At 59.9% G+C, this 23,422-nt stretch carries 18 protein-coding genes; 13 read left to right on the forward strand and 5 right to left on the reverse strand.

From position 1 onward, the window contains the following. The first annotated feature begins 36 nt into the window (after positions 1-36). From CTATCC11996_RS01115 to CTATCC11996_RS01125, 3 genes are all read left to right on the forward strand, one after another. Positions 37-231, forward strand: coding sequence for a heavy-metal-associated domain-containing protein (locus tag CTATCC11996_RS01115; protein WP_003072092.1), 195 nt, complete (start codon positions 37-39; stop codon positions 229-231). Positions 232-307: 76 nt separating this feature from the next. Then, a complete protein-coding gene (cueR, locus tag CTATCC11996_RS01120; protein WP_003072094.1) occupies positions 308-814 on the forward strand; it encodes a Cu(I)-responsive transcriptional regulator in 507 nt (168 codons plus the stop codon). A 179-nt stretch (positions 815-993) separates the two neighbouring features. After that, a complete protein-coding gene (locus tag CTATCC11996_RS01125) occupies positions 994-2,181 on the forward strand; it encodes an acetyl-CoA C-acyltransferase family protein (RefSeq protein ID WP_003072098.1) in 1,188 nt (395 codons plus the stop codon). A gap of 164 nt (positions 2,182-2,345) precedes the next feature. Here CTATCC11996_RS01125 and CTATCC11996_RS01130 read toward each other — a convergent pair whose 3' ends face one another. Then, the gene (locus tag CTATCC11996_RS01130) at positions 2,346-3,383 is read right to left on the reverse strand and encodes a recombination-associated protein RdgC (RefSeq protein WP_003072101.1); all 1,038 of its coding nucleotides are present in this window, start codon (positions 3,381-3,383) and stop codon (positions 2,346-2,348) included. 262 nt (positions 3,384-3,645) lie between these two features. On the opposite strand from CTATCC11996_RS01130, the gene CTATCC11996_RS01135 reads away from it, so the two are divergent. Further along, complete coding sequence (locus tag CTATCC11996_RS01135) at positions 3,646-4,200, forward strand: Spy/CpxP family protein refolding chaperone (RefSeq protein WP_003072102.1); 555 nt, start codon at positions 3,646-3,648, stop codon at positions 4,198-4,200. 217 nt (positions 4,201-4,417) lie between these two features. Continuing rightward, positions 4,418-4,981, forward strand: a complete 564-nt coding sequence (locus CTATCC11996_RS01140; protein ID WP_003072104.1) for an acyloxyacyl hydrolase — start codon at positions 4,418-4,420, stop codon at positions 4,979-4,981. Positions 4,982-6,475: 1,494 nt separating this feature from the next. Here CTATCC11996_RS01140 and dinG read toward each other — a convergent pair. Next, positions 6,476-8,647, reverse strand: coding sequence for an ATP-dependent DNA helicase DinG (dinG, locus tag CTATCC11996_RS01145; RefSeq protein ID WP_003072106.1), 2,172 nt, complete (start codon positions 8,645-8,647; stop codon positions 6,476-6,478). A gap of 320 nt (positions 8,648-8,967) precedes the next feature. On the opposite strand from dinG, the gene CTATCC11996_RS25665 reads away from it, so the two are divergent. From CTATCC11996_RS25665 to CTATCC11996_RS01170, 6 genes are all read left to right on the forward strand, one after another. After that, complete coding sequence (locus tag CTATCC11996_RS25665; protein ID WP_172590523.1) at positions 8,968-9,132, forward strand: hypothetical protein; 165 nt, start codon at positions 8,968-8,970, stop codon at positions 9,130-9,132. Between the two features lie 539 nt (positions 9,133-9,671). Beyond that, positions 9,672-10,835 carry an efflux RND transporter periplasmic adaptor subunit gene (locus CTATCC11996_RS01150; protein ID WP_034347924.1) on the forward strand — a complete coding sequence of 388 codons (1,164 nt, stop codon included), beginning with the start codon at positions 9,672-9,674 and terminating at the stop codon, positions 10,833-10,835. A gap of 20 nt (positions 10,836-10,855) precedes the next feature. Further along, entirely contained in the window at positions 10,856-13,969 is a 3,114-nt protein-coding gene (locus tag CTATCC11996_RS01155; protein ID WP_003072108.1) for an efflux RND transporter permease subunit, read from the forward strand. After that, positions 13,947-15,242: a TolC family protein gene (locus tag CTATCC11996_RS01160; protein ID WP_003072110.1), complete on the forward strand. Its 1,296-nt coding sequence runs from the start codon at positions 13,947-13,949 to the stop codon at positions 15,240-15,242. The genes CTATCC11996_RS01155 and CTATCC11996_RS01160 overlap by 23 nt, the downstream gene beginning before the upstream one ends. A 122-nt stretch (positions 15,243-15,364) precedes the next feature. After that, positions 15,365-16,069 (forward strand): response regulator transcription factor, encoded by a 705-nt coding sequence (locus tag CTATCC11996_RS01165; RefSeq protein WP_003065317.1) that lies wholly within the window; start codon positions 15,365-15,367, stop codon positions 16,067-16,069. Continuing rightward, the gene (locus CTATCC11996_RS01170; RefSeq protein WP_003072112.1) at positions 16,069-17,460 is read left to right on the forward strand and encodes a sensor histidine kinase; all 1,392 of its coding nucleotides are present in this window, start codon (positions 16,069-16,071) and stop codon (positions 17,458-17,460) included. Before CTATCC11996_RS01165 ends, CTATCC11996_RS01170 begins: the two co-directional genes overlap by 1 nt. 22 nt (positions 17,461-17,482) lie before the next feature. On the opposite strand, the gene CTATCC11996_RS01175 is transcribed toward CTATCC11996_RS01170, so the two are convergent. Further along, positions 17,483-18,340 (reverse strand): protein NO VEIN domain-containing protein, encoded by an 858-nt coding sequence (locus tag CTATCC11996_RS01175; RefSeq protein ID WP_233506392.1) that lies wholly within the window; start codon positions 18,338-18,340, stop codon positions 17,483-17,485. A 36-nt stretch (positions 18,341-18,376) separates the two neighbouring features. Next, positions 18,377-18,778: a YkgJ family cysteine cluster protein gene (locus CTATCC11996_RS01180; RefSeq protein WP_003072116.1), complete on the reverse strand. Its 402-nt coding sequence runs from the start codon at positions 18,776-18,778 to the stop codon at positions 18,377-18,379. A gap of 156 nt (positions 18,779-18,934) precedes the next feature. Between CTATCC11996_RS01180 and CTATCC11996_RS01185 the strand changes: the two genes are divergently transcribed. Further along, a complete protein-coding gene (locus CTATCC11996_RS01185; RefSeq protein ID WP_003072117.1) occupies positions 18,935-19,552 on the forward strand; it encodes a glutathione S-transferase family protein in 618 nt (205 codons plus the stop codon). A 373-nt stretch (positions 19,553-19,925) separates the two neighbouring features. Further along, positions 19,926-20,339, forward strand: a complete 414-nt coding sequence (locus CTATCC11996_RS01190; RefSeq protein WP_034347926.1) for a hypothetical protein — start codon at positions 19,926-19,928, stop codon at positions 20,337-20,339. 420 nt (positions 20,340-20,759) lie between these two features. Here the strand turns inward: CTATCC11996_RS01190 and gyrB are convergent, their stop codons facing one another. Further along, positions 20,760-23,327 (reverse strand): DNA topoisomerase (ATP-hydrolyzing) subunit B, encoded by a 2,568-nt coding sequence (gyrB, locus tag CTATCC11996_RS01195; RefSeq protein WP_003072120.1) that lies wholly within the window; start codon positions 23,325-23,327, stop codon positions 20,760-20,762. Positions 23,328-23,422: the final 95 nt, after the last annotated feature.

A 23,422-nucleotide genomic window follows, 5' to 3' on the forward strand; every position in this document is an offset into this window, starting at 1 on the left:
CCAGTCCGGCCGACTCACTTTCTGAAGGAGCCATCCATGCAACAAGTTTTTGAAGTTCAAGGCATGACCTGCGGCCACTGCGAACGCGCCGTCACCAATGCCATCCAGGGCGTCGATGCCCAGGCACAGATCAAGATCGACCGCACAGCCAACCGCGTGGAAGTCGAAACCGGCGCCAGCCGCGAAGCCGTGGCAGCCGCCATTGCCGAAGAGGGCTACAAGGTAGCCTGAGCGCAGCCTCTCCCACCGCGCCAGCACCCCATGCAAGCCATAAGAAGGCTGCTGGCGCGTTTTTTCAGGACTAGCCATGCCCAACCACCCACCGACACAAAAAATCGCTCAGAACTGGCCTGTCGTCATCGGCGAGGCCGCACGCCGCGCCGGGGTTTCTGCGCGCATGGTGCGTCACTACGAGTCACTGGGCCTGCTGCCACCCGTGCACCGTACCGACAGCGGCTATCGCCAGTACACCGAAGCCGATGTGCATGCTCTGCGCTTCATCCGTCGCGGGCGCGATCTGGGCTTTTCCATGGACGAGATCGCCACCCTGCTCGGCCTGTGGCAGGACCAGGGCCGTGCCAGCAGCCAGGTCAAGGCCATCGCGCAAAAGCACATTGCCACTCTGACCGAGCGCATCGCCGCCATGCAGTCCATGCAGCGCACGCTGCAGACTCTGGTGCATTGCTGCCACGGCGATGACAGGCCTGACTGCCCCATCCTCGACGACCTGGCCAGCGCGGACACCGACCTGACGCCGACCCATCACGAGCCCACGGCCCCCACTCCGAGAAGCCGGCGCAGGGCTGCGGCCTGAGGCGGCTTGCGGGTTTCACGTGAAACCATCGCCGCCCACGCAGGGCAGCGTCAACAACGAGACATGTTGCACTGCAGCAAATACTGCAGAATACTCTGTGCGATGAATGCGGTTGCTCTCATTCATCTTTTCAAATCATTCAAGCACAAGCATTGCCGACGCGATGCAGGAGACAAACCATGAGCACCAGAGACATCTTCGTTGTCAGCGCCGCGCGCACGGCCATCGGCACTTTTGGCGGCAGCCTCAAGGACGTTCCCAACGCACAGCTGGCCACCACCGTGGTCAAGGCCGCCATCGCGCGTGCCGGCATCGCTGCCGACACCGTGGGTCATGTGGTGATGGGCAACGTCATCCCCACCGACACGCGCGACGCCTACCTGTCCCGCGTGGCTGCGGTGGACGCCGGCTGCCCCATTGAAACCCCTGCCTTCAACGTCAACCGCCTGTGCGGCTCTGGCCTGCAGGCCATCGTCTCGGCAGCGCAATCGATTGCGCTGGGCGACTGCGAAGTGGCCATTGGCGCCGGCTCCGAATCCATGAGCCGCGGCCCCTACTTCGACATGTCCGCGCGCTGGGGCGCACGCATGGGCGATGCCAAGAGCATCGACTACATGCTGGGCATCCTGCACGACCCCTGGCAAAAAATGCATATGGGCATCACTGCTGAAAACGTGGCCGAGCGCTACAAGATCAGCCGCGTGATGCAGGACGAGCTGGCCGTCATCAGCCAGCAGCGCGCCGCTGCCGCCATCGAGGCCGGCCGCTTCAAGGAGCAGATCGTTCCCGTGGAAATTGCCAGCCGCAAGGGCGTGGTGCTGTTCGACACCGACGAACACGTGCGCGCCGCCACCACGCTGGACACCCTGGCCGGCATGAAGCCCGCGTTCAAGAAGGAAGGCGGCACGGTCACCGCCGGCAACGCCTCCGGCATCAACGATGGCGCGGCTGCCGTGCTGATGATGAGCGAGCAGGCGCTGAAGTCTTCCGGCGCCAAGCCCATTGCCCGCCTGGTCGGCTACGCCCACGCTGGCGTCGAGCCCGCATACATGGGCATCGGCCCGGTCCCCGCCACGCAGAAGGTGCTGGCACGCACTGGTCTGAAGATCGAACAGATGGACGTGATCGAAGCCAACGAAGCCTTCGCCGCCCAGGCCTGCGCCGTGATTCAGGAGCTGGCTCTGGACCCTGCCAAGGTCAACCCCAACGGCTCCGGCATCTCCCTGGGCCACCCCGTGGGTGCGACCGGCGCCATCATCACCACCAAGGCCCTGTATGAGCTGCAGCGCACTGGCGGCCGCTATGCGCTGGTGACCATGTGCATCGGCGGCGGACAGGGTATTGCCGCGATTTTCGAGCGCGTCTGATACCGCGTTTCCGGGCGCCTGAAGCGCCCATGAAAAAGGCCTGCCGGAGACATCTGGCAGGCCTTTTTTTGATAGCTTCTTGCGCTTGCTAGCCATTGATTTCAGCATCAATGAATACTGAAATCCTTTATTTACATGCGTAAGAAGCTACATCATTCATAGCATCAGAACGGCGCCTCTTCCGGGGCCGTATCGGCGGGCGCCGTGGCCGGCCCGGTGACCGTTCCCTGGCTGCGCCCTTGTGCCAGACGCACGGGCAGAGTTTCTGCCGCAGGCGCCGACGACAGCGATGCAGGCAGGCCGTCGCCCAGACCCGTGCGCCCCTCCCCGCCCAGCGCCTCGATCAGGTCGGGAATCAGGCGCGAGAGCTCGCCCGTGGCAATCGTCACATCGGTATCGAAACCGCCATCATCCTGGGACTGGCCATCCATCACCGCATCGAGCAGCGCGATCTTCTTGATCTGCAGACCTTCGCTGAGCACAAAGCTCACGCGGTCATCCCAGGTCATGGCCAGCTTGGTCGGCAGCTTGCCATGCTCGATATGCTGGCGCACCTCGTCGATATCGAGCGGGTGGCGCGCATAGCGCACCACGGCTTTGGACTCATCGGCGGCCTTGAGCTCGCACTCGCGGTCGATGGAAAAACCTGCGGGCGGCTCCTGCGTCATCAGCCAGTGCGCCATGGCGGCCTGCGGACTGGTCTGCGTGTCCAGCAACGCCACCGCAAAGCCCGGCAGGCCTTCGACCAGCAGCGTCACGATCTCGTCGGCACGGCCTTGTGCACTGGTATCGAGCACCAGCGTGCGCGCCTGCGCATCGATCCAGACCCACATGCTGCCCTGCTTGGTGAAGGCCATGGGCAGCAGGTCCAGCTTGGCCTCGTCCTTGAGCTCCTTCTTTTCCTTCTTGCCGGGCTTGCGACCCTCCGTCTTTTCGATGTGCTCGGCCTTCTCGTTGACCTTGCGGTTGAGCACGCTGGCCGGCAGCATCTTGGACTCGCTCATGAAGCGCATCACCCACTGGCCGGCCACGCTTTCCGCCAGCGGGCCATGGGCCTCGCCTCGCGGCGGCACCCAGCCCACGGAGCGCTCCTGGGTCGCGCCGCACTCCTCAAACACCGTCTTTTGCAGCGCATCTTCGAGCTGCTGCAGATCGCCCTGCCAGCTCTCGGCAATGCGATAAACAATCATGTTCTTGAACATCAAAAACCTTTGCTAAACCTTCAATCGTCGCCAGCTCCTGCAGCTGGATCTCGCGGAAAAAAATCGGCCGCCAATGCAGCCCATGCATGCATTGTTGCGCAGTCGCAGCCACTCAAACTTATCAAATCTTTACAGAGCGGCTGCAAAACCTCACGTCTCAGAAACATGGGGGGGCCACACTTCAGTCATCCGCTACCGAATGCCCATTCAGGAGCAAGACCAGGCGGCCACTTCTTCCACTTCAACCGAAAAGGAAACAGACATGACCCGCTTTCGCCAGACACTGACCGGCGCCGCTGTTGCAACCGCCCTGCTCGCCTCGCTGAGCCTGCCCAGCTTTGCCCAGACCTCCGCCCCTGCCGAGCAACCCGCAGTCGCTCAAAAAGCGCCCGAGCCGCACCAGCACCAGCGTGGTGACAAGCGTGGCGACCGCATGGAGCATATGAAGCAGCGCATGGAAAAACTCAAGGCCGATCTGAAGCTGACGCCTGCGCAGCAAGCGGCCTGGACCACCTACACCCAGGCCATGAAGCCCGGTGAACGCCCTGCCCCCGGCGACCGCGAAGCCTTTGCCAAGCTGACCACGCCAGAGCGCATCGACAAGATGCGTGAAATGCGCGGCAAGCGCATGGCCGAGATGGACCGTCGTGCCGAAGCCACCAAGGCCTTCTACGCCCAGCTCAATGCCGAGCAGAAAAAGACCTTCGATGCGGCCACCCTGCACATGCATCACCAGCGTGGTGAGCGTCATCACGGCCACCATGGCGGCAAGCCCGGCCAGGAGCGTCCCGCAGCTCCTGCCCCTGCGGCAAAGTAAGCCGAGCTCAATCGCCCTCTCCATAAAAGCCCCCGGTCGTCATGACCGGGGGCTTTTTTCATTTCGATATCAATTGGCTGACTACCAACGCAAGCGCTTGCCGACAGAACATTTATTCACAAGCTTCTAGATTCATATCCACAGAGGGAGCGAAATCCAGGCAATACCCAAGCATCGATGTCGCGACCATATTCAAAACATTTAGATGGCAATTGACATGAAAAAACTGCAATTGACAACAAATCTTGTAGTCCCGACGCTGATCAGCCTGGCAAGCCCCATGCTTCATGCACAGCCTGCGCAATCATCGACAACAGCTATCTATCTGCAGTACGGCTCGGCGGAGCACAGCACCGACAGCTGGACGGGCGGCGTCATCCTCCCCTGGAACTGGAGCTACGCCCTTGGCTCGGGACGGATGACGGGTTACTGGGATCTCTCTGTCAGCCGTTGGTCGGCCGACTATCAGGGCGGCAATCGTTCAACCTGGGTTCTGGGTGCACAACCCACATTGCGCTGGCGCCCCTCTCAAGGCCAGTCTCCCTGGTTCCTGCAAGCCGGCCTGGGCGTGAGCTATGCCATCAACCACCGCTTCATCACCGATCACAAGGAATTTTCGACCCGCTACAACTTTGCCAGCCATATAGGCATCGGCTACCTGTTTGGCGAGCAACTGAAAAACGAGATCAGCCTGCGCTTCGAGCATCAGTCCAATGCAGGCATCAAGCGCCCCAATCCGGGAGAGAACTTTCTTCAGCTGCGATACGCACGCCACTTCTGAATTCCCGGGCCAGCGCGATCCGGGTCGACCAGGCCGCCCAACGGGCGGCTTTTTTCATGCTTTGCAGCATTTGCGTGACCTGTGAATAAACATGGTGATAAAAGCCAAGGAAATTTTCAGTTCTCCACAGACAGGCAAGCTTCTGGAAAGTTGTTCCCAAATCAAGGACATCGGCAGCCCATGTAAGGGCACAGACTTTCAAGAAGTGCAAGTTGTTGATTTTAAATGAACTTAATTACTTATCAACAATTAAGTGGACTACTTACTATTACTACTAAGTAAAAAGATAAGACTAGAAATAACAACTTTGGCCGAAGTGTACACAGCAATCTGAGAGGGCCTGGATAAAAAAACCGGCCGATCAGATCGAGTTCAGGAGGTTCTTGTTTCACCACACCTCTGACATCCAATGTGCCCAAGCATGCTTACATCAGTTGTTCACTATAAAAAACATAGCTAACTATGCTTATATAGCAACGTACTCATAGAATTTAATGCTTATCAAGGAAGAAATGAATTTCTGTGGATAACAAGATACCAACTCTTGGGTTTTCCACAAAAATCAAGAGATCGGCGAAGTTGTTCATGAACGGAGGACAGCAGCGACCCTCGTTTGTCTCCATGTTTGTCATCGAGCAAGAGACTTGATTTGTCTTGTTTTTTTGAAGTTATCAACAGCAGATGCCAAGTCTTACTACTACGACTATATTTTTATAAAACTTCTAAAGAACAACTGAAGGCAAACTCCCGGACAGGGGCTGGAGGAAGCTGGAACTGCGCGTGTTCAGCCGCTTCAATCCCTTTGCTTCAGAGGGAAGTTCAGAAAAAAAGCCCTTGATGAAAATTGACGCGCCAGATCTCGAAAAATTGGCGTAAGATGCGCCTCCTCAAAGATCCGAGCTGGGGATAAATTCCAGTGGCAGAGACTGTGAAGCGCTTGTTATCCACAGAATGTTATGAACAGCTGGGGGAAACTTGCCACGCATGCATGCAGCCGATGCCAGCGGCTGATGGCTTGTTATTCATTCAAAAAAATTCAATGATCCGTAGATAATTGTTTTCAAAGGATTTTTTGACTACTTCATGGAGTCCGAACCAGGACTGGGCCGGATACGGTTGGCATCCAGGCAGGTGCAAAGGCATTGCAGCAGGCGTCAATGCTCGAGCTGGGCACCCGCCATGGAGGCCGTCCAAGAGGAAAGGGCCGGATCGCAGGCGTATCGGGTATCGCGTCTTGCATGGGAATGGGCTTGCCGCGCAGTGCGTCGCATCGCTGCAGATGCTGCTCGCAGTCCCGGCAAGTGTTAGAAAAATTACAAATGCGCGGAGTGCGCCGGGACTGAGTGAACGTGCGCAGGAAGGGCGCGGCAGCAGTGCAGAAAAGAGCCATGCGGCGAAGGCCTGGAGCTCTGAAAACCTGCCTCAGGAATGACGCAAAAGAGCAGCGAAACGGCCTTGGATCAGCAGTGTGAAAGGCGCGCTTCGCTCAGGACTTCAAGGCATTGAAACAGGGCGCTTTTGCAGCGTGAACGGCGGCAGGCCCTTGATCAGCAGCTGGCCGTAGCTGGTGCCCGTCAGGCGACGGTCATAGCAGTACACATGGGCCTGGTCTTCCTCGGTCCGGATAGCGCGGCCTACCCACTGCGCCAGGCGAATGGCCGTGGCCGGCACCACCAGCTCGTTGAAGGGGTTGCGGCCGCTGCTGCGCAGCCATTCGGCTCTGGCTTCGCCAACGGGGTCGTCAGGCGGAGCAAAAGGCAGCTTGGTGATGAACAGGGACTCGCAGAGTGCTCCGGGCAGGTCCAGTCCTTCGCCAAAGGACTGCATGCCGAAGATGATGGAGGGCTCACCCATCGCCACGGCCTCGCGGTGGCGTGCCAGCAGTGTCTGGCGGGGCAGGGCGGTCTGCACCAGCACCTGGTTGCGCATGCTGGTGGAAAGCGCATCCACGGCCTGGCGCATCTGCTCGCGGGATGTGAACAAGACCAGTGCGCCGGCCTCTATGCGGCTCAGATCGTTCAGCAGGGCCTCTACCATCTCCTCGGTAAAGCGTGCGGCTTCGCGCGGGTCTGAGACCGTTTCACGGGCCACCAGCGTGCCCTGGCGCGCATAGTCGAAGGGACTTGGCACTTCCAGCGTGGTGACAGAGGCGTCATTGGCCAGCCCCGCCTCACGCAAAAAGAAGTCGAAATGGCCGCAGCTGGTCAGCGTGGCGGATGTCAGTACCGCGCCGCGCACCTGCGACCACAGATGCTGGCGCAGTGTGGAGCCGGGCTGTATGGGGCTGGCATGGGCCTTGACCACGATGAACTCGCCGTCCATCTCCAGCGTGAACCACTTGGCATGGGGCACCATCTTGCCGTCGCCGTCGCTCTCGTTGTTCTGCAGCAGCAATTGCGTGGTGTTGAAAATGGCTTCCAGCCTGGGAGCCAGGGCTCCTACCTGCGCATAGACGGTGGACAGGCGCTGTGCTTGCTCGGGTTGTTCCTTGATTTCGGCACGCAGGGCCTTGGAGACGGCACGCAGCGCATCCAGAAAGCCGTCGGCATGGTGCGCAATCTGTCCCAGAGGCTCCAGAAGGGCCTCTGGCAGCATTCCGCGGGGTGCCCGTACCCTGGCTGGCCCATAGCTGTCTTTTTGCGATTTGAGCGTCTCTCCGTAGTGCTCCATGACCAGTCGCGCCAGCTCCTGCATCTGCTGGCGCAGCTGACCCGCATGCTTGGGCACGTCGGCCAGTTCCTCCACTTCGGCGACCTGGTTCACGCGCAGCGCACGGCTGGCCAGCTTGTCGATCCAGCCCAGGCGGCTCAGATCCATCTCGCCGGCAAACTGGTCCAGAGCCGTGGAGGGCAGGTGGTGGGCTTCATCGAGCACCAGCAGGCAATTGTCCAGCTCGGGCAGCAGCTTGGAGCCCAGCGATGAAAGCAGCAAATCATGATTGGCGACAATGACTTGCGCTGCCACCAGGTCTTTGCGGCGCTCGTAATAGACGCAGTTGCCGAAGGCCGGGCAGTGCTTTCCGGTGCATGAAGAGGACTCGGCAGCCACGGGACTCCAGGCCTCGGCTTCGGGCGGGGTCTCCAGCGAATCGCGGTCGCCGTTCCAGGCCTCCGTGGCCAGCGCATCGGCCATGGATTTGTAGAACTGCATGCGGGCCTGCAGTTCATGCTGAGGACGACTGAACTTGGTCTGACCCTGCTCATCGCCAAACAGGTCGTCCATCTCGTCCTGTGCTTCCCCCGTGCTCGCCAGACGTTCCAGCTTGAGTTTGCAGACAAAGCGGCCGCGCCCCTTGGCCAGCGCGAATTTGAAAGGCTGGTCCAGCTTTTGCGCCAGGGCCGGCAAATCCTTGTTCACCAGCTGTTCCTGCAGCGCCACCGTGGCTGTGGAGATCAGCACGCGCGTGCCGCGCGACAGCGCCATGCGGATGGCCGGAATGCTGTAGGCCAGCGATTTTCCGACTCCGGTTCCAGCCTGCACGACAGCGATGGCACGACGCGGTTCCGGCTCGTCTTCATCGATTTTTCCGAGCTGGGCCTGGCTCAGCGTTTGCGCGATCTGGGCCGCCATTTTTCGCTGTCCATCACGACTGCGAAATCCCGGCATGGCCCCGACCACGGCATCAAAGGAATTCAGGGCCTCTTCAGCCCACTTTTTTTCATGCATTTCAGCGTTTTTCGAGACGCAAAGACGCTGTGCTTTTGCGACTTATAAGTATTCGTACAGAGATATGTATTAAATAAGATTGAATTTCTTATGCAATACGGCATACAAATCAGGGGAGTTTGTATGTTCTACAGCTGTATCCGAGGGAGTCGGTGGGCAGAACTTTTCCACTACTTGTATATGACTTGTTCATTGTAGTTGTGGATTCTGCCGAGTGCAGTTACCAAGAAACTTATCCACAGAATGGGTTGAAGATTGGCCTGTACATATCCTGGAGACAACCATGTATCAATCCCTGTGGATATGGTTGTTAAATTTTTATGAACAAAAAGATTTTTCTAGATTGCGACTTTGCTGTAATTTTGCAGAAATGCCATGGTTTTCAAGTGCTGTGGGTAAGGTTGTTCATGGCTATCTTCGCTCTTGCCAGTGGTGAAAAAGCAAATTTATCCACAAGTTTGATGAAAGCCCGCTGGGGTGGCTGAAGGCGCAAGATTACCCACCGGCAATGCTCGTCGCACTGGTTTGTATGCAAGAGCGCCGGTTTCTGTTGAAATCTGGAGGCAAAGGAGGAGAAGGGCGAAATCTATCCACCGCGTGGATAACTTTAAAGCTCACCTTTTGATAGTAGATATTCATTGACTATCAAAGGTTTGATTGTGTTTTCCCTGAAATTCAGAGACAAGGCATGCTTCGGCCCTTGGCCATGAAATGATGATGCTTTTGGTACTCATGTATGAAAAAATACATGAGAAATGCCTGTTTTTTGAGCAAGTTGCAGAAGGTATGCGTGATTTGCCTGAAAAACGGGCAATGCAGCCTGTCTGAAGGCTGATTTCCTGGTGTCAGGCCATCAGCGGGGCCTGGCCTGCTCTGCGGCCCTGTTTCAGTCCGTGTCTGGTCTTACCAAACCGTAATGCGTGTGTCATCCACGCCGCTGGGGGCTGTTCCTAGCATGGTGGCATCACTGCAAGTGAGGCCGCGGACCAGCTCGTCACTTGCCAGTCATGGAAAAGGGTGAACGATGAACAAAAGCCTTGTGGGACTGCCGGGAGCGGCACATTTACCAAACTGGACATGGGCAAGACTGCCGGTGGTGGCTGCGGCCATTGCCGTGGCGGGTCTGTTGGGTGGCTGTGATGCCTCCAAGGCCACCGAGGAAGCGAAGAAGCCGGTTGCGCAGCTGCCCAAAGGCTTTATTCAGGTCAAGCCAGAATCCGTGAAGATGCTGGAGATCGCGCCCGTGGCCGATCCGCAAGGGGTGCAGATGGCCTGGGCTCCTGCGCATGTGGCGTTTGTCGAGGATCGTGTGGCTTCGGTCGCAGTGCCGCTATCGGCGCGTGTCGTGGCTGTCAATGCGCATGTGGGCGATATGGTCAAGGCCGGTGATTTGCTGGCGACGCTGGTCAGCCCCGATGCACTGCGCACCCGCTATGACGTGGCTGCGGCCAAGACCGCACACGACGTGGCTGTGGTGGAAGCCCAGCGCCAGCAGACCATGGTGGACAAGGGCGTGGGCGTGGAAGTCGATCTGCGTGCCGCGCAGGCCAAGCTGCGTGAAACCTCGCAGGAGTTGGGCCGTGCACAGGGCACGGCAGCGCTGCTGGGCTCTGGTGGCGGCGATCGGATCGAGCTGCGCGCACCGCGCGCCGGCATCGTGGCCGAGCGCAAGGCCGTGGTGGGTACCGCTGCCGAGCCAGGAGCGGCGCTGTTCATGATTGGCGACCCCCAAGCCATGAATGTGGTCGCAGAGGTATTCGAGTCCGATCTGCCTGGCATTCGTCTGGGCAGTTCCGTACAGGTCGAGGTACCGCAGCTGCCCAAGCCGATCAAGGGCACGGTCCGTCATCTGGGGGCGACGCTGGACAAGGAGTCGCGCCGCGCTGCCGTGGTGGTGGAGCTGAGCGAACAGAACCCGGTGCTGCGTCCCGGCATGCAGGCCAAGGTGGGCGTGCAGTTGTCGAATCTGCAGGAGATGCTGATTCCCGTCACTGCCGTGCTTATCAAGGATGAGAGCCGCAGCGTGGTCTATGTACAGCATGAGAACAACCAGTTCGAAGCTCGCGTAGTGACGCTCGGGCGTCCATCGCGCGGCATGGTGCCGGTGATCAGCGGCCTCAAGGTCGGTGAGAAGATCGTGGTGCGTGGTGGCCTGCTGCTCGACGGCGCGGCCAGTCAGCTGCTGTAGTCCCGGCAGGAGTCTGAACCATGCTGCGTTCATTTATTGCATTTGTCGTCCATCGCCGACTGCTGGCGCTGTGCGCCACGCTGGCGATTGCCATCTATGGCGTCTACGCCTATCTGCAGACGGCCATCGAAGCCTACCCTGACGTGACCAATGTGCAGGTCGGCGTGATCACCCAGGCTCCTGGCCTGGCTCCTGAGGAAGTGGAGCGCCAGATCACGCAGCCGCTGGAGCGTGAACTCAACGGCACGCCGGGTCTGATATCGCTGCGTTCGGAGAGCTATTTCGGTCTCTCCATGATCAACCTGGTCTTCAACGACGACGCGAAAAGCTTCACTGCGCGTGCCGAGGTTTCGCAGCGTCTGCCGCAGGCAGATCTGCCCAACGGCGTGACGCCTGAAATGGCGCCCGACTACACCCCGCTGGGCAAGATTTTCTACTATCGCCTGCAAAGCGACAGGCACACCCTGGCGCAGCTGCGCACCGAGCAGGAATGGCATGTGGTGCGCGTGCTCAAGCAGGTGCAGGGCGTGGCCGATGTGGTGAGCATTGGCGGCTTCGTCAAGGAGTTCCACGTTGAAGTCGATCCCGAGAAGCTCTACAGCCTGGGCCTGTCGCTGGACGATGTGAGCGATGCGCTGTCCAAGTCCAACCGCAATGTTGGCGGTGGCCTGATGCGCCGCGGCGAGCAGTCCTTCATCATTCGCGGTATCGGCCTGTTGCGCAATCCGCAGGAGATTCAGGATGTGGTCGTTGCCATGCGTGGCAAGGCTCCCGTGACCATCGGTGACGTGGCGCGTGTCGCGCAGTCGCATACGCCGCGTCAGGGCTCGGTGGGCATGGACGACCAGAACGATGTGGTGCAGGGCATTGTGCTGCTCAAGCGCGGCGCCAACCCCTCCATCGTGCTCGATGACATTCATGCCAAGGTCGAGGAGCTCAACAGCGGCGGCCTGCCTGAAGGCATGCACATGGTCACCAACTATGACCGCTCCGATCTGGTGGGCCACACGCTCAAGACCGTGCAGCACAACCTGCTGTTCGGTGCCACGCTGATTGTGGCCGTGCTGTGGCTGTTCCTGCGCAGCCTGCGTGGCTCGCTGATCGTGGCCACCGTGATTCCGCTGTCGCTGCTGGTGGCCTTCATCGGCTTGCACTGGCTGGGCATGCCCGCCAATCTGATCTCCATGGGAGCCATCGACTTCGGCATCATGGTGGACGGTGCCGTGGTGCTGGCCGAGAACATCATCCGCAATGCACGCCAGCGCAAGCCGCAGACGGCCAATGACATGCGCCACATCATTGTGGATTCGGCCGTTGCCGTGGCCAAGCCCACCTTGTTCGCCATGGCCATCGTGATTGCGGCGCTGATTCCCGTGTTCTCGCTGCAGAGCATCGAAGGCCGCATCTTCCGCCCGCTGGCCATGACCTACAGCTTTGCCCTGCTGGGCGCGCTGGTGTTTGCCATGGGACTGGTGCCTGCGCTGTGCGCCCTGATGCTCAAGCCCAAGCATGTGATGGTGGAAGAGCCCAAGATCTTCGACCGCGCGCACCACGGCTACCAGCACTGGATCGCCAAGGTGCTGGGCGCAGCCAAGCGTCGCACGGCCGTGATTGCCGTGTTCGTGAGCGTGCTGGTGGTGGCCGGGGTTTCAGCCAAATGGCTGGGCACCGAGTTCCTGCCCGAGCTCGATGAGGGCGATGCCTATGTGCTGGTGCAGATGCCGGCTTCCATCTCGCTGGAAAAAGGCCAGGAAGTGCTGCGCGATGTGCGTCTGCGCCTCAAGGTCTTCCCCGAGGTGATTACCGTCACCACGGAGCAGGGACGTCCCGAATCGGGCACCGACAACGAGACGCTCAATCTGGCCAAGGTGCTGGTGCGCCTCAAGCCCCACGGCGATTGGCGCAAGGGCCTGACCAAGCCTGCGCTGATCGAGGAAATGCGTGCGACGCTGGGTGAAATTCCCGGCGTGGCCTTCAACTTCGCGCAGCCTATTCGCGACAGCGTGGAAGAGTCCACATCGGGCGCGCGCGGCCAGGTCGTGCTCAAGCTGTTCGGCCCCGATATTCCCACCCTGCGCGGCATTCTTCAGCAGACCAAGTCGCTGGTGAAAGGCATCGATGGCGTGGTTGACCTGGATCTGTATCGCGATGCTCCGGCACCCCAGGTGCATGTGCAGTTCGATCGCCAGGCACTGGCGCGCCAGGGCATTGCCATGGAAGACGCGCAAAAGACGCTGGAAGTGGCCCTGGCAGGCAATGTGGCCACCACTTTGTGGGAGGGCGAGTTCCCCGTGCCGGTGCGCGTGCGTCTGCCCTATGTGGACCGCATGGACGAGGAGCGCATTCGCAACATCGCCATACCGCTGCCCGATGGTGGTTCGGTCCCCCTGGGATCGGTCGGTACGGTCAGCATGAAGATCGGCAACTCCTCCATCTTCCGCGAAGGCAATGCGCGCTACATGGCGCTCAAATTCAACGTGGAAGGCCGGGATATCGGCTCGGTGGTGAAGGACACGCTGGCCACCTTCAAGCAGAACGTGAAGCTGCCCGAAGGCTACCAGGCCGTCTGGGGCGGCGAGTGGGAGAACCAGCAGCGTGCGGCTGCACGCCTGAAGGTGGTGGTGCCGCTGTCTCTGGTCATCGTCTATGCCCTGCTGTTTGGCGCGCTGGGCCAGGCCCGCAGCGCCGGCATCATCCTGCTGTGCGCGCCGTTCGCCATGGTGGGCGGCATCGCAGCTTTGCATCTGGCACACATCGAGCTGTCCATCAGCGCGGCCATCGGCTTTATCGCCTTGCTGGGTCAGGTGGCCCTGGCGGGCTTGCTGGTGGTCTCTGCGGTCGAGGATTTGCGCCGTCAGGGCATGCCCTTGATGCAGGCGCTGATCGAAGGTGCAGCCGAGCGCATGCGTTCCATCATTTTGGTGGCTTTGCTGGCGCTGCTGGGCCTGCTGCCCATGGCTCTGTCTACCGGCGTGGGTAGCGAAACCCAGCGCCCCTTTGCCTCGGTCATCGTCGGCGGCATGGTGGTGCTGCCACTGGTGGCACTGGTGCTGCTGCCCGTGCTGTATGCCTTGCTGGGCCCCAAGAACATGTTGACGCAGGAAGAACGTGATGAAAGCGCTCAAGATGAATAAGTGGCACTCTCTGGCCATGGCCGCTGCACTGTGCTGCGGTGCTTTCAGCGGCATGGGCCATGCTGCCGAGACTATGGATGCAGCCGCATACAGCAATGCTGCAGCGGGCCGTATGGCGGCCCCTGCACAGCCTGTGACCTTGCAGGAATATCTGCGCATCGTCGTGCAGAACCAGCCCAATCTGGCGGCTGATCGCATGCAGCTGGATCTGGCCAAGGCCGACAGCAAGACGGCTGCCACCATACCCAATCCCGCCATGCACTACTCCAGCAAGCGCGGCGAAAAGGAATGGGGTGTGGAGCAGGCCATCCCCATCTTCGGCCAGCGCGGCATGCGCATCGAGAACGCCAGGCTGGGCGAGAAGGCCGCTGCGGCCAATGCCGATGTCGCAGTCGCCGTCACCATGAGCGATGCAGCCCATGCCTTCAATGAGCTGCTGGTGGCACAGCAGCGCTATCAGGTGTGGTTGGCTGCCCGTGATGAGCTGGAGAAGGCAGGCAACATCGTCAAGGGCCAGATCGAAGCAGGCACGCGCAGCCGTTATGACGGCGCGCGCCTTAACCTGCAACAGGCACAGATGAGCATGCAGGTCAGCAAGGCTCAGGCCGCCTTGCGGGATGCAGCGTCACGTGTGGCCAGCATTGCGGCCTTGCCGCAATGGCAGGTACGTGTGGAAGGCAGCCTGCAGGCCACTGACATTCGCAAGGCAGCCAGCTACGAGCAGCTGTGGAACCAGGCGCAGACCCAGTTGCCGAGTCTGCGTGCCGCGCAGGCCGAGCTCGACAGGTCGCGCCAGAAAATCAAGCTGGAGCAGCGTGAAGCATTGCCCACGCCATCCTTTGGTCTGGCCCGCATTCGCAACAGCGTGGATGGCAGTTTCAACCAGGTGGGTGTGAGCGTGGAAATCCCGCTTTTCGACCGCCGCCAGGGCCCCATCGAGCGCGCCAAGGTCGAGGCCGATCAGGCCGAGCTGCGCCGTGATGCGGTCGTGCTTGCCGCTCAGTCCGAATTGCAGCGTGCCCTGCAGCAGCTGTCGCTGCGCCGAACGGCCGTGCGCGACTACGAGAAGGAAGGGCTGGCGCAGATCGCGCCGCTGCACCAGATGGCACAAGACGCCTACAAGCTGGGCAAGGGTACGATCCTGGAGCTGATCGATGCGCTGGGCTCGATTACCGAGCACAGGCTGGAGCACCTGGAGCTGGTCAAGGACATGCTGGATGCCGAGTGGGAAGTGCGTCAGGCCAGCGGCGATCTGCCACAGGTGCAGCCTTGAGCGAGGCGAGGGAGATGGCACAAACCCCTGTACCACCTCCTGATGCCGCTGCATCTCCGGCTGCGAAGGTGGAGGCAACGGCTTATAGTGTCTGTCCACCAACGGCCAGAGACAGACTCAGCATGTACCGCTACCTCATCATCGAAGACGATGCGCTCAACGCGCGTTACATCGCTGAAGGGTTGCGCCAGCAAGGCGCGCATGTCAGCGTCTGCGGTGACGGCGTGCAAGGCATTGCACAGGCTGTTGGCGAGAACTGGGATGTCATCATCCTCGACCGCATGTTGCCCAATGGCTTTGACGGGCTGCAGATTCTGCAGACACTGCGCTCCATGGGCAAGCAGACGCCGGTGCTGGTGCTCAGCGCCTTGTCTGCCACGGATGAGAGAGTGCGCGGGCTCAAGGCCGGCTGCGATGACTATCTGACCAAGCCCTTTGCATTTTCCGAGCTATCGGCAAGGCTCGAAGCCCTGGTGCGCCGCGCACAGATACCAGCTCCCACACGCGAGATGCAGGTGGCCGATCTGCGCGTCAACCTGATTTCACGCAGTGCCGAGCGCGCCGGCCAGCCGCTTTCGCTGCAGCCGCGCGAGTTCCGTCTGCTGGCGTTTCTCATGCAGCATGCGCATCAGATCGTCACGCGCACCATGCTGCTGGAGTCGGTCTGGGATTACCGCTTCGATCCGCAGACCAATGTGATCGACGTGCACATCAGCCGCCTGCGCAGCAAGGTGGACAAAGGCTTTGCCACGCCTCTCATCCATACCGTGCGCGGTGTGGGCTACAGCCTTTCGGACCAGCCGCAAGACCTGCCCGAGGTGGTCTGATGATGCGCTCCAGACCCTGGAGTTCACTGGCCTTCAGGCTGGCACTCAGCTATGGCGGCCTCATGGTGCTGACCATGGCCATTGTGCTGGCCGTCTTCTATGTCCAGACCGTCGGCGTGGTGCGGGTGAGGCTCGACAAGCAGGCCGAGAACCATGTGCGCAGACTGACCGAGCACTCGGCCAAATACGGCCCTGGAGCGCTGGAAAGCGAGATACTGCAGACCATTCGTGACGGTGTGAATACCGACACGGAAATCCTCATTCTCATGAACCCGCAAGGCGAGACCATTGTCAGCAATGCCGAGGTCTATCCTCCGCGCAAGCTCAGCATCATGGGTGTGCGTGAGCTGACCGTGAAGCGCAACGGGCGGCTGATGGTGGGCCGGGTTGCCGTGGTCGAAATGCCCAATGGCAATCTGCTGGCCGTAGGCAGCGACATGCAGCTGCAGCGCGACATGGAGGAGCTGTTCGGTCAGGCCAGCTTGCTGGCGGCCGTTGCTGCCTGCATCATGGCCCTGATAGGTGCCATGGTCTTCAGGCGTGTGGTGGATGAGCGCGCGGCAGCCATTCGCAACACCATGTCGCGCGTTGCGGCGGGCGATTTGCGACAGCGCATTCCGGTCGATCAGCGCGGTGATGAATTCACGCTGCTCAACCGCGATATCAACGCCATGCTCGATCGGCTCGAGCAGCTGATGGAAGGCATACGCCATGTCTCCAACAGCATTGCGCACAACCTCAGAACGCCGCTGACGCGCATATTGCTGCGCCTGCGCAACGCGCAGCAGGCCAGCCCCGAAATGCAGTCCGCCACGCTGGCGCTGGTGGCCGAAGAAGTCGCTGAACTCGGTGTGGTGTTCGAGAAGCTCTTGCAGATTGCCGAAGTGGAAAGCGGAGCCAGTCGCAAGAGCTTTGCGCCGGTTGATCTGCAGGCCTTGCTGGTCGATGTGGTGGACTTCTACGAGCCACTGGTGGAAGACGCCGGGGGCATTCTCAGGCTGGATGTGCAGGAAGGTGTGCAGGCCCTGGGCGATGGTGACTTGTTGGCCAGTGCTGTCTCCAATCTTGTTGATAACGCTATTAAATACGGAGCGTCAACCGACGATATCCATGGCGCTGACGTGCTGCTGCGTGCGGCCCCTGCGCAGGAGCAGGGCAGCGATGGCGCATGGGGGGTGGAGATCACCGTGCAGGACCAGGGACCGGGCGCAGATCCTCAGACCCTGGAGAAAATGACTACCCGCTTCTACCGCGCGGAATCGGATCGCCCGGGCTACGGACTGGGCCTGGCCAGCGTGCTGGCCATTGTCCAGCTGCATGGCGGCAAGCTCAGTTTTCACAACGCCCATCCAGGCATGGTGGCGCGCATCTGGTTGCCTGCCGTGGCGTAAGGGTGAGATCGGAGTCTCGTCGTTAGAAGCTGGCGCGATAGCTTTGTGCATCCAACTGGCAATGGCTGTCGATCGCTCCTGGGAGATCAAACAACTGAGGGCGCTTTCTGAAGTCATAAAGACGGTATAGATGAAAGCGAGAAGATTCTTGCTGTGACACCTGCAGCTCATTGCGTGTGACAAAAAATGGCGTTTCTTTGGCAAAGCTGGTGGTCTTTACTTCGATCAGCTTTTCCTTGCCGTGCAGGTCGAAGGATCGCACATCAAAACCCAGTCCATCCCCCAGCGACTCGGCAACATGCTCGACCCTGCTTGCCAGCTTGTGCAGTCCTTGCTTTTCAAGCTGCCATTGCTCATAAGCCAGCACAAATTTTTCGCCGGCCAAACCCAGTGAACGATTGCGTGCTTCCTGAGCCAGATAGTCACGTTTAGCGGCACTGTGCAGGGCATAAGTCGCGGTGGGCTCAGCCGCTTTGGGCGTGCGCTTCGGGGGCTCTTGCTGCACAGTGTCGAATGCCGGAGCGAGGTACTCAACTGCCGGTTGAGTCACGGCAAATTGCACGATGGCCTCCAGCGCCTGGCATTGCTGAAGCTGGGATTCGACTTCCTCCATCAGCAGCGACTGGAAGTTGAACCGCGGCTGATAACCCTTGATGTGAGGGTAGCCAAGAAGACGCATGACTGCACTGATATTGCAGTGCTTGAATTCAATGGACGCAGGCGATCGGATACCGTTCAGTTGCTGGAATAGAAGCTGTCGGCAAGCCGCCTTGTTGTAGCGTTGCCCGGCCAGCTCTTGCTGCAGCATGTTCAGATAACTTTGGACGGTTGCCCGAACTTCTGTTGTGCTCCAAGGCTGGCCCTTTTGTGATGTCTCCATGCCCCGATCTTGCCAGGAATTGAAGGCGGCTTGCTGCTATGAAAGCGCCTTGTTACCGTAGGCACAGAAGCCCGGTTTGGGCCCTTTCTTGGGATGCAATCTACAGGTCTCCGGGCGCTTTTCATAGACCGTGCAGCGGCGCGTGTTCTTGTCCAGGAAATTGCAGTCTCCGCCTGCCCGGCGGGCCATGGTGAAGATCTCGTGCTTGGGGTTGAAGTGGTCGATCAGGCGCATCTTCAGCAGCCGCTTGGCGATCAGCTTGGGCTCGATGTTCTCGACCTCAAACGGGTCCACCAGCTCCAGGCGCACCAGATCCGGCAGGCGTACCTCCAGCGGCATGGTGCAGCAATTGGCCGCGCAGCTGTCACACATGCCGGCCTTGTACTTGCTCCAGGTTTCCAGGCGGTCGACGTCAACAATGCGGATGGAGGATTTCATTTCGGGTGGGGCACTTCTGGCAGAAGCGCGATGCTGCCATGAGATGTCGATGTCTGCCTTGCGCCATTGCTATGAGCAGACCCGGTTCATGGGATTGAGCCGGCTGCGCAGCAGCCTACACTGCATAGGCACATCACCATCCACGGGAGAACGATTTTGGCAAGCCAAACCACGCTTTACTACGCAGCTGGCACCTGCGCGCAGGCCGTATTGATTGCGCTTTATGAGGCCGATGCCCAGTTCACGCTCAAGACGCTGAGCTTTGCCGACAACGAGCAGCGCAGCCCCGAATACCTGAGCATCAACCCCAAGGGCAGAGTGCCCGCGCTGGCCACGGAACACGGCGTGCTGACCGAGACTCCTGCGCTGCTGCTGTACGTGGCGCAGACCCATCCGCAGGCAAGACTGGCTCCGCTCCATGATCCCTTTGCGCTGGCGCAGATGCAGGAGTTCAATGCCTATCTGGCATCGACCGCGCACATCGCCCACGCTCACCGTCCGCGCGCCTCGCGCTGGGCCGACGACGAGGCCGCCCAGGCCTCCATGCGCGCCAAGGTGCCGCAGAACATGCGCGAATGCTTTGCCGTGATCGAGCAGCACTATCTGGGCGACAAGACCTGGGTGATGGGCGAGCAGTTCACCGTGGCCGACGGCTATCTCTACACCGTGGCCGGCTGGCTCAAGGGCGACGGCGTGGACATCGCCGAATTCCCGCGTGTGGCGGCCCATTTCGAGCGCGTGAAGGCCAGGGCTTCGGTGCAGAGGCTGAAATAAAAAAGGCCAGCTGACGCTGGCCTTTTTTCGGGTTTTGCACCAGGCGTAAGCCGCCACAAATAGTGAGACTGTCCTCACTGTAGAGATGCGTGACGACGCCACAGCATCAGCTCGCAAGCCGCCAAAGTTGCTGAGACTGGGCAAGGATGTGACACAGTTAGTGCGACTCAGGCTGCTGTGTTGGTGAATGTCTCAGACCGGCCAGGAGCAGTCCTTCGGACCGTGGCTTACAGCATTCACACCAAGACTGAGATCAAATTTTTAGTTTTGTCTAAACATGACAACAGCTAATTTGCCTGTCAAGTTGCGCACTCATACAGTATTAGGCGAACTAGACTTGCCTGTTGCGTGTCCTCTGAATCTCGTTAGCCTCATGAAAAAAACAACGAAGCTCCGAGGATTGGGCTCACCCACTCCCTCCAAAGAACAGCGAGTGCTGAGTGTTGAGCTGGATGGTGCACTGACAATCACCGTCGCAACATTCTCTCCATGGGATGGACAGTGGCGAGTCATCTTTAACAACCCGACTGGCGTTAGGGTGCTCGACGAGCGAGACACCCCCGAGTTCTGGCATATCTCTGTTGAGCTCTTGGATGGCACAAGTAACTCGGTCGTATATGAAGTAGTTGAAGGTGGCTGGCTTAGCCAGCAACTTCCTCACTCACCACTCATGCAGTCTGGTTTCTATTCAAGCATCAAGGAATATCTGGTTGCCGGAGATGCTGATTGCGTTAGTGTCCTTTCCGAGGACGAACCAAAAATTCTACGGATCAGCGAGTCCGCTTAGGCCTAACATTTCGTTCAAGGCGGACTGCTTTGCGCCGCTTAACTCAATCGTTAGTAATTTGGCTGTCTGATTTGGGTTGTGGATTTAACTGGTCAATGCAACACAATGACTGCCATCTGGCGGATGGAGTGTTGGCATGAAGCAAAGACCGCGGACTTACTACACCGAAGCTCAGAAGGCCCTGATGTGGGATCTCTGGAAAAGATGTTTAACGAATGTGTTGCATCCATCGGTTGAATCCACAGTCGATAGGCGACGGCTGCAGCCAACCTGTAATTCAGACCTCGCACCGCAAAAAAAGCCCCGTAACTTTGTTGAGTTGCGGGGCTTTTTTGATGCTCACCCACCAATAGCTAGCCCATTCGCGGCAACTGTGTCACCCAGTCGCAATTAATTTGGCGCCCTACGCCTGGGCAAAAATCAAACGTCGATATTCCCCGCACGCAGCGCGTTGTCTTCGATGAAGTTGCGGCGCGGTTCGACCTCGTCGCCCATGAGCATGGTGAAGACGCGGTCGGCCTCGATGGCGTCGCCGATCTTGACCTGCAGCAGACTGCGGACATTGGGGTCCATGGTGGTTTCCCAGAGCTGCTCGGGGTTCATTTCACCCAGACCCTTGTAGCGCTGGCGGCCCGTGGTGCGCTCGGCTTCGGAGATCAGCCAGGCCATGGCCTGACGGAAATCGCCAACCTTTTCGGTCTTGGCCTTCTCGCCTTCGCCGCGCGTGACCTTGGCGCCTTCGCTCAGCAGGCCGACGAAGTTCTGCGCTTCGTCGGACAGGGCGGCGTAGTCATGGCTGCGCACGAACTCCTGGGTCAGGATGGAGCTCTTGATATTGCCGTGGTGATGGCGGCTGATGCGCAGGATGGGGTGCTCGCTGTTGGGGTCGATCTCGGCCGTCACATCGGCAGGCACGCCGGTGGTGGTCAGCTCGCGCAGCTTGGCTTCCAGAATCGGGGCGCACTCCTGGGCTTGCTCGATGGTGTCGAGCTTGATCTGCACGCCATCGGCAATGGCGCGTAGGGCTTCGGCATCCATGAAGTTGGACAGGCGCTCGATGACGGTTTCGGCGGCCAGGTGCATGTTGGCCAGCTTGGCCAGCTCTTCGCCTTCCACGGTGCGCGGATTGTCGCCGCCGGTGTTCACGCTGGCATGGTTCAGCGCGATCTTGAGCAGGTATTTGTTGAGGGCAGGGCCGTCCTTGAGGTAGAGCTCTTCCTTGCCGTTCTTGACCTTGTACAGCGGCGGCTGGGCGATGTAGATATGGCCGCGCTCGACCAGGTCGGGCATCTGGCGGTAGAAGAAGGTCAGCAGCAGGGTACGGATGTGGGCGCCGTCCACGTCCGCGTCGGTCATGATGATGATGCGGTGGTAGCGCAGCTTGTCGGGGTTGTAGTCGTCGCTGCTGCTCTTGCCCGAGTCTTCGCTGACCTTGCCGATGCCGGTGCCCAGGGCGGTGATCAGGGTGATGATTTCCTGGCTGGACAGCAGCTTTTCGTAGCGGGCCTTTTCCACGTTCAGGATCTTGCCGCGCAGCGGCAGGATGGCCTGGAACTTGCGATCGCGACCCTGCTTGGCGGAGCCGCCGGCGGAGTCACCCTCGACGATGTAGATTTCGCACAGCGCAGGATCTTTTTCCTGGCAGTCGGCCAGCTTGCCGGGCAGGCCCATGCCGTCCAGCACGCCCTTGCGGCGCGTCATTTCGCGGGCCTTGCGCGCGGCTTCACGGGCGCGGGCAGCTTCCACAATCTTGTTGCAGAGAATCTTGGCGTCGTTGGGCTTTTCTTCGAGGAACTCGGCGAGCAGCTTGCCGACAATGTCTTCCACGGGCGCACGGACTTCGGAGCTGACCAGCTTGTCCTTGGTCTGGCTGGAGAACTTGGGCTCGGGCACCTTCACGCTGAGCACGCAGCACAGGCCTTCGCGCATGTCGTCGCCGGTGACTTCGACCTTTGCCTTCTTGGCGAGTTCGTTGTCGGCGATGTACTTGCCGATGACGCGGGTCATGGCGGCGCGCAGGCCGGTCAGGTGGGTGCCGCCGTCACGCTGGGGAATGTTGTTGGTGAAACAGAGGACTTGCTCGGCGTAGCTGTCGTTCCACTGCATGGCGACTTCGACGCCGATTTCGGTGCCGGGAATGCCACCATAGGTCTCTGCCGGGCGTGTGCCTTCGGCGTAGAAGGTGGTGGGGTGCAGGACCTTCTTGGTGCCGTTGATGAATTCCACAAAGCCCTTGACGCCGCCGGCGCCCGAGAAGTCGTCTTCCTTGCCGTCGCGTTCGTCCTTCAAGCGGATGCGCACGCCGTTGTTCAGGAAGGACAGCTCGCGCAGGCGCTTGGCCAGGATTTCATAGCGGAACTCGAAGTTCTCCTTGAAGATCTCCTGGTCGGGCAGAAAGTGCACCTTGGTGCCGCGCTTGTCACTGGGGCCGACCACGCGCATGGGCGAGACTTCGGTTCCGTCCACGACTTCGATCAGGCGGTTTTGCACAAAGCCGCGCGAGAAGTCGATTTCATGGCGCACGCCGTCGCGGCTGACGGTGAGCTTGAGCCAGATGGACAGCGCGTTCACGCAGGACACACCCACACCGTGCAGGCCGCCCGAGACCTTGTAGCTGTTCTGGTTGAACTTGCCGCCGGCGTGCAGCTCGGTCAGGGCGATTTCGGCCGCCGAGCGCTTGGGCTCGTGCTTGTCGTCCATCTTCACGCGCGTAGGAATGCCGCGGCCGTTGTCGATCACGGACAGCGAGCCGTCGGCGTGGATGGTGACCAGAATGTCGTCGCAGTAGCCGGCCAGCGCTTCGTCGATGGAGTTGTCCACGACCTCAAAGACCAGGTGGTGCAGACCGGTGCCGTCCGAGGTGTCACCGATGTACATGCCTGGGCGCTTGCGCACGGCTTCCAGGCCTTCCAGGATCTGGATTGCGCCTTCGCCATAGCCGCCTGCATCTGCGGCGGTCTGGGTGTCTGGCTTGTTCTCTTCGGTCATGAAATTACCTTGCTGCTACAAGATCAGGAGCTGTTGGCGCCTGACCTGCATAACTTTCAAATGAATACTTGCCTGAAATCATTACAGGACGAGCG

It is taken from the genome of Comamonas testosteroni ATCC 11996 (assembly GCF_000241525.1).
Taxonomy (GTDB): domain Bacteria; phylum Pseudomonadota; class Gammaproteobacteria; order Burkholderiales; family Burkholderiaceae_C; genus Comamonas; species Comamonas testosteroni.

Excerpts from the sequence above, each read along its gene's own strand:
- CTATCC11996_RS01115 (WP_003072092.1), top strand. The coding sequence starts at position 37 with ATGCAACAAGTTTTTGAAGTTCAAGGCATGACCTGCGGCCACTGCGAA.
- cueR (WP_003072094.1), top strand. The coding sequence starts at position 308 with ATGCCCAACCACCCACCGACACAAAAAATCGCTCAGAACTGGCCTGTC.
- CTATCC11996_RS01125 (WP_003072098.1), top strand. The coding sequence starts at position 994 with ATGAGCACCAGAGACATCTTCGTTGTCAGCGCCGCGCGCACGGCCATC.
- CTATCC11996_RS01130 (WP_003072101.1), bottom strand. The coding sequence starts at position 3,383 with ATGTTCAAGAACATGATTGTTTATCGCATTGCCGAGAGCTGGCAGGGC.
- CTATCC11996_RS01135 (WP_003072102.1), top strand. The coding sequence starts at position 3,646 with ATGACCCGCTTTCGCCAGACACTGACCGGCGCCGCTGTTGCAACCGCC.
- CTATCC11996_RS01140 (WP_003072104.1), top strand. The coding sequence starts at position 4,418 with ATGAAAAAACTGCAATTGACAACAAATCTTGTAGTCCCGACGCTGATC.
- dinG (WP_003072106.1), bottom strand. The coding sequence starts at position 8,647 with ATGCATGAAAAAAAGTGGGCTGAAGAGGCCCTGAATTCCTTTGATGCC.
- CTATCC11996_RS25665 (WP_172590523.1), top strand. The coding sequence starts at position 8,968 with ATGAACAAAAAGATTTTTCTAGATTGCGACTTTGCTGTAATTTTGCAG.
- CTATCC11996_RS01150 (WP_034347924.1), top strand. The coding sequence starts at position 9,672 with ATGAACAAAAGCCTTGTGGGACTGCCGGGAGCGGCACATTTACCAAAC.
- CTATCC11996_RS01155 (WP_003072108.1), top strand. The coding sequence starts at position 10,856 with ATGCTGCGTTCATTTATTGCATTTGTCGTCCATCGCCGACTGCTGGCG.
- CTATCC11996_RS01160 (WP_003072110.1), top strand. The coding sequence starts at position 13,947 with ATGAAAGCGCTCAAGATGAATAAGTGGCACTCTCTGGCCATGGCCGCT.
- CTATCC11996_RS01165 (WP_003065317.1), top strand. The coding sequence starts at position 15,365 with ATGTACCGCTACCTCATCATCGAAGACGATGCGCTCAACGCGCGTTAC.
- CTATCC11996_RS01170 (WP_003072112.1), top strand. The coding sequence starts at position 16,069 with ATGATGCGCTCCAGACCCTGGAGTTCACTGGCCTTCAGGCTGGCACTC.
- CTATCC11996_RS01175 (WP_233506392.1), bottom strand. The coding sequence starts at position 18,340 with ATGGAGACATCACAAAAGGGCCAGCCTTGGAGCACAACAGAAGTTCGG.
- CTATCC11996_RS01180 (WP_003072116.1), bottom strand. The coding sequence starts at position 18,778 with ATGAAATCCTCCATCCGCATTGTTGACGTCGACCGCCTGGAAACCTGG.
- CTATCC11996_RS01190 (WP_034347926.1), top strand. The coding sequence starts at position 19,926 with ATGAAAAAAACAACGAAGCTCCGAGGATTGGGCTCACCCACTCCCTCC.
- gyrB (WP_003072120.1), bottom strand. The coding sequence starts at position 23,327 with ATGACCGAAGAGAACAAGCCAGACACCCAGACCGCCGCAGATGCAGGC.